Source organism: Actinosynnema sp. NPDC059335 (assembly GCF_042752395.1).
Classification (GTDB): Bacteria; Actinomycetota; Actinomycetes; order Mycobacteriales; family Pseudonocardiaceae; genus Actinosynnema.
Genome location: NZ_JBHYXZ010000113.1, coordinates 20,281 through 28,790, shown reverse-complemented (window position 1 = coordinate 28,790; position 8,510 = coordinate 20,281). Strand labels below are relative to the sequence as shown.

Sequence of the window (8,510 nt, the reverse complement as noted above, 5' to 3'; positions counted from 1 at the left end):
CTGTGATCTTGTGTTATACCGCGCCGCGGCCGGACCGGGCCGGGCCGGCCCGCCGCGGGGCCGCGCCCCCCGGCGGGGCCCCCGCCACGTCGCGTGACCCGGCCGGGCCGACCCGAGGAGCCGGCCGCGCCGAAGCCCTCGGTCTCGACGGGCGATGCCGCTGGCCGGCCCGCAGAGCCGGTCGCGCCGACGTCGTGGATCGCGACGGGCGTGCCGGGGCCGTGTCCGGCGCACCCGCCGCGCCGGGACCCTCGGCGGGTCGAGGCGGTCCGCCGATCGTGCGCGATGCGCGGGTCGGCCGCTGCGCCGACCCCCGAACGGGGCGCGCCTGACCGGTGCGTCCGGACCCCGTCCGGGCAACGGACTCTTGACGCTGCGTGCACGGAGCGGTTGACTGCGTGTCCGTAACCGGTTTCGGTACCGGTTACGGGCCCGGTTCCGCAGACGCAACCGAGGAGTGCACCGTGCGAGTCACGATCGCCGAAGTCGCCCAGCGCGCCCAGGTGAGCAAGGCGACCGTGTCCCGCGTCCTCAACGGCAAACCGGACGTCGACGCGGCCACGGCGGCGCGGGTGCGGCAGGTGATCGCGGACGTCGGCTACGTGCCCAGCGCCCGCGCCGTCGGCCTCGCCCGCGGCCGGGCCCGGACCGTCGGCATGCTCGTGCCGTCGCTGACCTGGCCGTGGACCGGCGAGGTGGTGCAGGGCGCGGTGGACGAGCTGGAGGCCGAGGGCTACGGCCTGCTGCTCTACACGGTGAACCGGGGTTCGGAGTCGTTGGCCCAGTTCGCGAGCCACGTGTCGGCCAAGGCGTTCGACGGGTTGCTGGTGATCGAGCCGCCGGACACGCTGAGCTACATCGAGACGCTGCACGACCAGGGCCTGCCGGTGGTGATGATCGACGACCGGGGCAGCAGGCCCGGGTTCCCGTCGGTGAGCACCACGAACCGGGAGGGCGCGCAGGCGGCGGCGCAGCACCTCGTCGCGGCGGGCCGCACCGCGTTCGCCGTGGTGACCGGGCCGGCGAACTTCGGGTGCGTGCGCGAGCGGCTGGACGGGTTCCTCGACGCGCTGGGCGACGCGGGCGTCCACGTGGACCCGCGGCTGGTGGTGGAGGGCGACTTCGGCACCGACCGCGGCGCGGTGGCCACGGAGAAGCTGATGGCCACCGGGCTGCGCTTCGACGCCGTCTTCGCGCACAACGACCTGTCGGCGCTCGGCGTGATGCGGGCGCTGGCCGCGGTCGGCCGCCGGGTGCCGGACGACGTCGCGGTGGTCGGCTTCGACGACATACCCATCGCCGCGCACGCCGAGCTGACGACCGTGCGGCAGCCGATGCGGGAGATGGGGGAGGCCGCCGCCCGGCTCCTGCTGGCCCGGCTGGAGGGCGCGCCGCCGGCCCGCGAGCCGGTCGTGCTGCCCACCGCGTTCGTCGCCCGCCGGTCAGGCTGACCGGGTCCCGCCCAAAACCGGGTCGCCGTGGCCGACGCACAGCACGGCGGGGTCGAGGTCCAGCAGGCGTCGCACGGACTCCAGCAGCCGCGGCCGGTCGGTGTTGAACACGCCGGGGATCGGCGCGCCCTCCCCCGTGGCCACCGTGTCGCCGGTGAACAGCACGCCGTGCGCGGGCAGGTGGATCGCGATGCTGCCCGGCGTGTGACCGGGGATCGACAGGACCCGCGCGCCGTCGCCGAAGTCGAGCACGTCGCCCTCCTCCACCTCCCGGTCGACGGGCGAGCGCGGCGCGCGGGGCACGGTCGGCGTGACGCGGTCGAACAGCTCCCGCTCCCCGGGCGGGATCACCGGTGTCGGCCGGGGCGCCTCGCCGCGGATCACCGGCGCGTCCGCCCGGTGCGCGTGCACGGGCGCGCCGGTCGCCGCGCGCAACGCCGCGGCCGAACCGATGTGGTCGTCGTGGCAGTGGGTGAGCACGATCCGCTCGACCCGGCCCAGCGCGGCGATGCGGTCCGCGTGCCCGGCGGTGCCGGTGTCGACGACGGTCAGCGCGTCGCCGTCCCGCCACACGTACGCCTGTCCGACCGGGAACCGCAGCATCCGCAGCCGCGGCGTCACGTCGATGATCTCCACGTCCGCCACGCTAGGCCGGGCCGGTCGCGGTCCGTACCCCGTTTCGCCACGGGCACACCGACTTCCGCACCGGATCACACGAAGGTGTCCGCGCGGCCGGCGCGGGGTATCCCAAGGGCAGCCATGGGGGACAACACGACGTAGGGAGCCGACATGCCCTGGGTGCAGCGACACCGTCGCCGTCTGCCGTACAGCTGGTTCCGCACCACGTCGGTGCAGAGCCACTACCGCCGCTCGCCGGCCACCGTCCCGACGATCATCGCGATCGTCCTCGCGCTGATCCTGCTGATCGTCCTGTTCTAGCCGCGCCGCGGCGCTGTGGGCGTCCGGGCTCAGGAACGCGTGCCCGACCAGGCGGCCCACAGCGCGGCGTAGCGGCCTCCGGCGGCCAGCAGCTCGTCGTGCGTGCCGTTCTCCACCACGCGGCCCTCGTCCAGCACGACGACGCGGTCCGCCGTGACGGCCTGGGTGAGCCGGTGCGCGACCAGCAGACCGGTCCGCCCGTCCAACGCCCGCGCCGCCGCCTCCTCCAGTTCCCGCGCGCCGGCGCTGCCCGCGTCCGCGGTCGCCTCGTCCAGGATCGCCACCGGCGGGTCGGCCAGCACCAGCCGCGCCAACGCCAACTGCTGCGCCTGCGCCACGGTCAACCGGTGCCCGCCCTCGCCGACCACGGTGTCGAGCCCGGACGGCAGGGCCGACGCCCAGCCCAGCGCGCCGACCCGCGCCAGCGCGGCCTCCAGCTCGTCGTCGCCGGCGTCGGGCCGGGCCAGCCGCAGGTCGTCGGCCAGCGGGCCGGCGAAGACGTGCACCTCCTGGGTGATCAGCGCGACGGACCGCTCGGCCGCGGCGAGTTCCACCCCGCCGAGGCGGATCGACCCGCTCGTCGGCTCGTGCACGCCCGCGATCAGCTTGGCCAGCGTGGTCTTGCCCGCGCCGGACGCGCCGACCAGCGCCACCCGCTCGCCGGCGGCCAGTTCGAGGTCCACGTCCCGCAGCACCGGGTGACCGTCCACATAGGAGTAGGACACGCCCGCGAGCTTGATCGAGGTGTCCACCGGCCGCACCCGGCCCTCGGTCGACGGCATCGGCTCGTCGGCCACGCCCACCAGCCGCGACAGCGACGCGGTGGCGGCCTGGGCGTCGTCGGCCAGCGCCAGCGCGGCGTTGACCGGGTTGAACAGGCTGTGGAAGTACAGAGCGGCGGCGGTCGCCGTGCCCACCGAGGCGGAGCCCGAGCCGACGAGCCAGAACCCGGTCGCCAGCACCCCGGCCAGGCCGACGAACTCGGCCGCGTTCAGCCGGCCGTAGAACCGGGTGAGCAGCCGGATGCCGCGCAGCGCCAGGTCCACCGCCTCCCGCGACCGCGACCGCACCCGCGCCACGTGCGCGGGGGCCAGGCCGAACGCGCGCACGGTCGCCGCGCCGCCGATCGAGTCCAGCAACTGCTGCTGCTGGACGCCGACCGCGACCCGCTGCGCCGCGTACAGCCGCACGGCGCGCCCGCCGTACCAGCGCACGGTGTGCACGTGGATCGGCAGCGCCAACGCCACCGGCAGCAGGAACCGCCAGTCCAGCACCGCGATGCCCACCACGGTCAACGCGATGGTCAACGCCGACCGCGCCATCACCGGCAGCGCGTTGCGCACCGCGTCCGCGATCACCTGCACGTCCCGCGTCACCCGCGAGGTCAGGTCGCCCGCGCCCGCTTCCTCCACCCGTTCCAGCGGCAGGTGCAGCGCCCGTTCGACGAACCTCTCCCGCAGGTCGGCGAGCATCCCCTCGCCCAGGCGCGCCACCAGGGACGTGCCGTACGCCGTCGAGACGCCCTGCACGACCGCGACCAGCACCAGCACCGCCACCGGCCACGCGAGGGCGGACGACCCCGCGCCGGCCAGGTCCACGATCCGGCCCAGCACCGGCGCGGTGAGCAGCCCGACCGCCGTGCCCGCGAGCAGCACCAGCGCCGCGCCCCAGGCCGCCGCGCGACGCGGTCGCACCAGCTCGCCGACCGCGGCCCAGGTCCGCGTGCCGGACGCGGTCGCCAACAACTCGCGCATCAGCTCAACACCACCAGTCGGTAGTCCTCGTCCGCCACCAGGTCCGCGTGCGCGCCGGAGGACACGACGACGCCGGACGCGAGGAACACCACCCGGTCCGCCACCGCCAGCAGCGCCGGGCTCGTGGCGACCACGATCGTGGTCAGCCCGGCCCGCACCCGCCTGATCCCGCCGGCCAGCGACACCTCGGTCACCGCGTCGACCGCGGTCGTCGGGTCGTGCACCACCAGCACCGGCGAACCGGCGGCCAGCGCGCGGGCCAGCGCCACCCGTTGCCGCTGCCCGCCCGACAGCGACCGGCCGCGCTCGGTGATCACCGTGTCGAGCCCGTCGGGCAGCGCCCGCGCCACGTCGTCCACCCGGGCCGCGGCCATCGCCTCGCGCAGCCGCGCCCCGTCGGTCCCCGCGCCGCCGGCCGCGACGTTGTCCCGCACCGTCCCCTCGAACAAATCCGCGTCGTGCGCGGCGACCAGCAGCGCCGACCGCCGCGCGGCGCCCTCCAGAGTGGACAGCGGCAGCCCGTCCAGCGTCACGGCGCCGCGCTCCGGGTCCACCTCGCGCGCCAGCACGGCCAGCAGGGACACCGCGTCCGCCGGGTCCCGTGCCACCACCCCCAGCAGCTCGCCGGGCTCGGCGGTCAGCGAGACGCCGCGCAGCGACCCCGACACCACGTCGGTCAGCTCCACGCGCCCGGCCACCGGCGTCGGCACGGGGGTCGTGCCGGGCGGCACGGCCGGGGGAGCGGCCAGCACCTCGGCCACCCGCGCGGCCGACGCGCGGCCCTGTGCCAGCAGGCCGTTGACCCAGGAGAAGACCGACAGCGGCCACAGCAGGAACTGCGCGAGCCCCACGGCGGCGACGAGCCGGCCGACCGTGATCGCCCCGGACGCCGCGAGGTGCCCGCCCACCAGGGCGACCACCGCGAGGAACACGCCGGTCATCGCGAGCATCGAGCCGTCCAGCCCGGCGCGGGACCGGGCGGCGCGGACCGCGGCCGCCATGGACGACCTGCTGGTCGCCCGGTACCGCCGCGCCGCGGTCGCCTCCGCGCCGATGCCCTTCACCGCCCGCAGGCCGGCGACGAGGTCGGCCGCCACGCCGGACGCCAGCGCGGCCCGGTCCTGCTCGGCGTCGCTGCGCCGTTCGAGCGGCTTGCCGAGCACGTGCGCGAGGCCCAGCAGCACCGGCGCGGCCACCAGCACCAGCAGCCCGAGCACCGGCGACACCCGCAGCAGCGCCACCGCGCCCACCAGCAGCCCGACCACCGCGGAGAACGCGATCGGCAACGCGAGGTTCACCTGCCCGACGCGCTGGGCGTCACCGGTCGCGATGCCGGCCAGCTCCCCGGACAGCCGGCCGCCGGTCGCGCCGCCGTCGGCCGACAGCACCCGCGCGGCGAGCGCGGACCGCACCTCGTGCGCGGCCAGGTGGGACGCCTTCTCGCCGCTGCGCAGGGAGAAGCGGAAGCTCAGCGACAACGCCACGAACACCGCGGCCAGCACGCCGATCCAGGACAGCAGCCGCCCGCCCGCGCCCGTGCGCACGGCCTCGTCGATCACCACGCCGATGAGCAGCGGCACCGCGGCCTCGCCCGCCTGGTGGGCCGCGCCGAGCACCGAGGCGACGGTCACCGATCTCCACTGCCCGGTCACCGCCTGCCGGAGGACGCCGGTCTGGTGGACGGTTTTCACCCCGGTGCCTGCCTTCCGCTGATGGTCAGGTGAGGCTACCCTAATCGCAAGAGAGGTCTGGATCACTCCCGCTCGAGGTTTGACTTAGGTTAGGGTAACCAAAGTTCGATCACCCTGTGCCGACGAACCCGATGGGACAGCCATGCCACAGCCACCGGTCTTCGACGTCCTCGGCGTCGGCTTCGGGCCGTCCAACCTGGCCCTCGCGATCGCCGTCACCGAGTACAACGCCACCGCGCGCGCCGAAGACGTGGTGACCGCCCACTTCCTGGAGCGCCAGCCGCGCTTCGGCTGGCACCGCGGGATGCTGCTCGAGGACGCCACCATGCAGGTGTCGTTCCTCAAGGACCTGGTGACGCTGCGCAACCCCAACAGCACCTTCACCTTCCTCAGCTACCTGCACGGCAAGGGCAGGCTGGTCGACTTCATCAACCACAAGAACCTGTTCCCGCTGCGGGTCGAGTTCCACGACTACTTCGAGTGGGCCGCGGGCCGGGTGGACGACCTCGTCTCCTACGGCCACGACGTGGTCGACGTGCGGCCGGTCGCCGAGGACGGCCTGGTCACGCACTTCGACGTCGTCTCCCGCACGGCCGCGGGCGAGGTGGAGGTGCGCCGCGCCCGCAACCTGGTGCTGGCCACCGGCCTGCGCCCGGCCCTGCCCGACGGCGTGCGGGCGTCCGACCGGGTGTGGCACAACCGGGACTTCCTGCACCGCGTCGAGTCGCTGACCGACCCGCGCCGGCTGGTCGTGGTCGGCGCCGGGCAGAGCGGCGCGGAGGTCACCGCGTTCCTGCACGAGCGGTTCCCGTCCGCCGAGGTGTGCGCGGTGTTCGCCCGCTACGGCTACAGCCCCGCCGACGACAGCCCGTTCGCCAACCGGATCTTCGACCCGGACGCCGTGGACGACTTCTTCGCCGCCCCCGACCCGGTCAAGCGCAGGCTCATGGACTACCACGCCAACACCAACTACGCGGTGGTGGACCACGAGCTGATCGCCGAGCTGTACCGGCGGGTGTACCGGGAGAAGGTGCTGGGCCGCCCCCGTTTGCGGCTGCTCAACCTGTCCCGGGTCGCCGGGCTGGACGACCGCGGCGACGGGCTCACCGTGACCGTCGAGTCGCTGGCCACCGGCGAGCGCGAGGTGCTCGACGCCGACGCGATCGTCTACGCCACCGGCTACCGCGAGGCCGACCCGACCGCGCTGCTGGGCGAGCTGGCCGGGCGCTGCGCCCGCGACGCCCACGGCCGGCTCGGCGTCGACCGCGACTACCGGCTGCGCACCGACGACGACGTCGTGGCCGGCCTGTACCTCCAGGGCGGCACCGAGCACACGCACGGCATCTCGTCGTCGTTGCTGTCCAACACCTCCGTCCGGGTCGGGGAGATCCTCCGCTCGGTGCTCGACCGCCGCGGCCCGGCGGTCCCGGCCCAGCCCGAGTACGCGGTCAGCGCCTCACCGGCGCGCTGAGCCCGTCCCCGTCCGCCACCCCACGCAAGCCCAAGCTGGTCCAGCGGCGCGCCGCCGCGCCTGCCGAAAGGGAAGAAACCTCGATGTCCACGAAGTTCAAGCTGGTCGCGGTCGTGTCGGCCGCGGCGCTGGCGCTCGTCGCCTGCGGGGGCGGCGGCGACGCCGGTTCCGGCGGGGCGAACCCGACCGACGCGGCCTCCTCCGGCGCGTTCCCGGTCTCGGTCGAGCACAAGTACGGCACCACCGAGATCAAGGCCGAGCCGAAGAAGGTCGTCACGCTCGGCCTGTCCGACCAGGAGCCCGTGCTGGCCCTGGGCGTCAAGCCGGTGGGCGTCGTGGACTGGTTCAAGGAGCGGCCGTTCGGCAACTGGCCGTGGACCAAGGACCTCTGGGGCGACACCCAGCCGGAGATCGTGGGCGAGCGCGACGAGTACAACCTGGAGAAGGTCGCCGCGCTCAAGCCCGACCTGATCCTCGCGGTCTACTCCGGCATGAAGCAGGAGCAGTACGACACCCTGTCCAAGATCGCGCCCGTGGTCGCGCAACCCAAGGCGTTCCCCGACTACGCCGCGCCGTGGCAGGACCAGACCCTGCACATCGGCCGGGCGCTGGGCAAGGAGAAGGAGGCGCAGGCGCTGATCGACGGCGTCGCCGGGCGGTTCGCCGCCGCCAAGGCCGCGCACCCCGAGTGGGCGGGCAAGACGATGGTCGTGGCCGACAGCTTCAAACCCGGCCAGTACTCCGCGTTCGCGCCGACCGACCCGAAGGCCATCTTCATGAAGGAGCTGGGCTTCACCCTGGTGGACGAGATCGGCCGGCTCGCCGGGCAGATGAACGTGGCCGAGTTCAGCGAGGAGCGGTTCGACCTGCTCGACGCCGACCGCCTGGTGTGGCTCATGTTCGACCAGAGCGCCTGGGAGCGGGTCAAGTCGGTGCCCGCCTACCAGCGGCTCGGCGTGGTGACGGAGAAGCGCGACCTGTTCCTCACCTACATGGACCCGCCGATCGGCGCGGCCATGTCGTTCAACACCGTGCTCAGCGTGCCCTACGGCATCGAGCAGGTCGTGCCGCTGCTCGAAGCGATCAAGAACTAGTCGGCGGACCACCGCGGGTGGGGTGGGACCGAGATCGCCCCCAACCCCCGGGAGGGCGGGGTATGCGGGGAGTGACGGTGGAGGGTGTGACCAATTCTCGGCCCGTGAAC

At 74.5% G+C, this 8,510-nt stretch carries 7 protein-coding genes; 4 read left to right on the top strand and 3 right to left on the bottom strand.

The window, feature by feature from the left end:
* Positions 1-464: 464 nt before the first annotated feature.
* Positions 465-1,451, top strand: coding sequence for a LacI family DNA-binding transcriptional regulator (locus ACFXGA_RS28735; protein WP_378093125.1), 987 nt, complete (start codon positions 465-467; stop codon positions 1,449-1,451).
* On the opposite strand, the gene ACFXGA_RS28730 is transcribed toward ACFXGA_RS28735, so the two are convergent.
* On the bottom strand, positions 1,443-2,087 hold the full coding sequence (locus ACFXGA_RS28730) for an MBL fold metallo-hydrolase (protein ID WP_378093123.1): 645 nt from the start codon (positions 2,085-2,087) through the stop codon (positions 1,443-1,445). The genes ACFXGA_RS28735 and ACFXGA_RS28730 overlap by 9 nt on opposite strands.
* Before the next feature lie 153 nt (positions 2,088-2,240).
* On the opposite strand from ACFXGA_RS28730, the gene ACFXGA_RS28725 reads away from it, so the two are divergent.
* Positions 2,241-2,390 carry a hypothetical protein gene (locus tag ACFXGA_RS28725; RefSeq protein ID WP_378093121.1) on the top strand — a complete coding sequence of 50 codons (150 nt, stop codon included), beginning with the start codon at positions 2,241-2,243 and terminating at the stop codon, positions 2,388-2,390.
* Positions 2,391-2,419: 29 nt separating this feature from the next.
* Here the strand turns inward: ACFXGA_RS28725 and ACFXGA_RS28720 are convergent, their stop codons facing one another.
* Positions 2,420-4,147, bottom strand: coding sequence for an ABC transporter ATP-binding protein (locus ACFXGA_RS28720; protein ID WP_378093127.1), 1,728 nt, complete (start codon positions 4,145-4,147; stop codon positions 2,420-2,422).
* Positions 4,144-5,835, bottom strand: coding sequence for an ABC transporter ATP-binding protein (locus ACFXGA_RS28715; RefSeq protein ID WP_378093119.1), 1,692 nt, complete (start codon positions 5,833-5,835; stop codon positions 4,144-4,146). Before ACFXGA_RS28715 ends, ACFXGA_RS28720 begins: the two co-directional genes overlap by 4 nt.
* 142 nt (positions 5,836-5,977) lie before the next feature.
* Between ACFXGA_RS28715 and ACFXGA_RS28710 the strand changes: the two genes are divergently transcribed.
* The gene (locus ACFXGA_RS28710) at positions 5,978-7,306 is read left to right on the top strand and encodes a lysine N(6)-hydroxylase/L-ornithine N(5)-oxygenase family protein (RefSeq protein ID WP_378093117.1); all 1,329 of its coding nucleotides are present in this window, start codon (positions 5,978-5,980) and stop codon (positions 7,304-7,306) included.
* An 83-nt stretch (positions 7,307-7,389) separates the two neighbouring features.
* The gene (locus ACFXGA_RS28705) at positions 7,390-8,400 is read left to right on the top strand and encodes an iron-siderophore ABC transporter substrate-binding protein (RefSeq protein WP_378093115.1); all 1,011 of its coding nucleotides are present in this window, start codon (positions 7,390-7,392) and stop codon (positions 8,398-8,400) included.
* Positions 8,401-8,510: the final 110 nt, after the last annotated feature.

Coding starts and splice junctions, on each gene's coding strand:
- ACFXGA_RS28710 (WP_378093117.1), top strand. CDS start 5,978: ATGCCACAGCCACCGGTCTTCGACGTCCTCGGCGTCGGCTTCGGGCCG.
- ACFXGA_RS28725 (WP_378093121.1), top strand. CDS start 2,241: ATGCCCTGGGTGCAGCGACACCGTCGCCGTCTGCCGTACAGCTGGTTC.
- ACFXGA_RS28705 (WP_378093115.1), top strand. CDS start 7,390: ATGTCCACGAAGTTCAAGCTGGTCGCGGTCGTGTCGGCCGCGGCGCTG.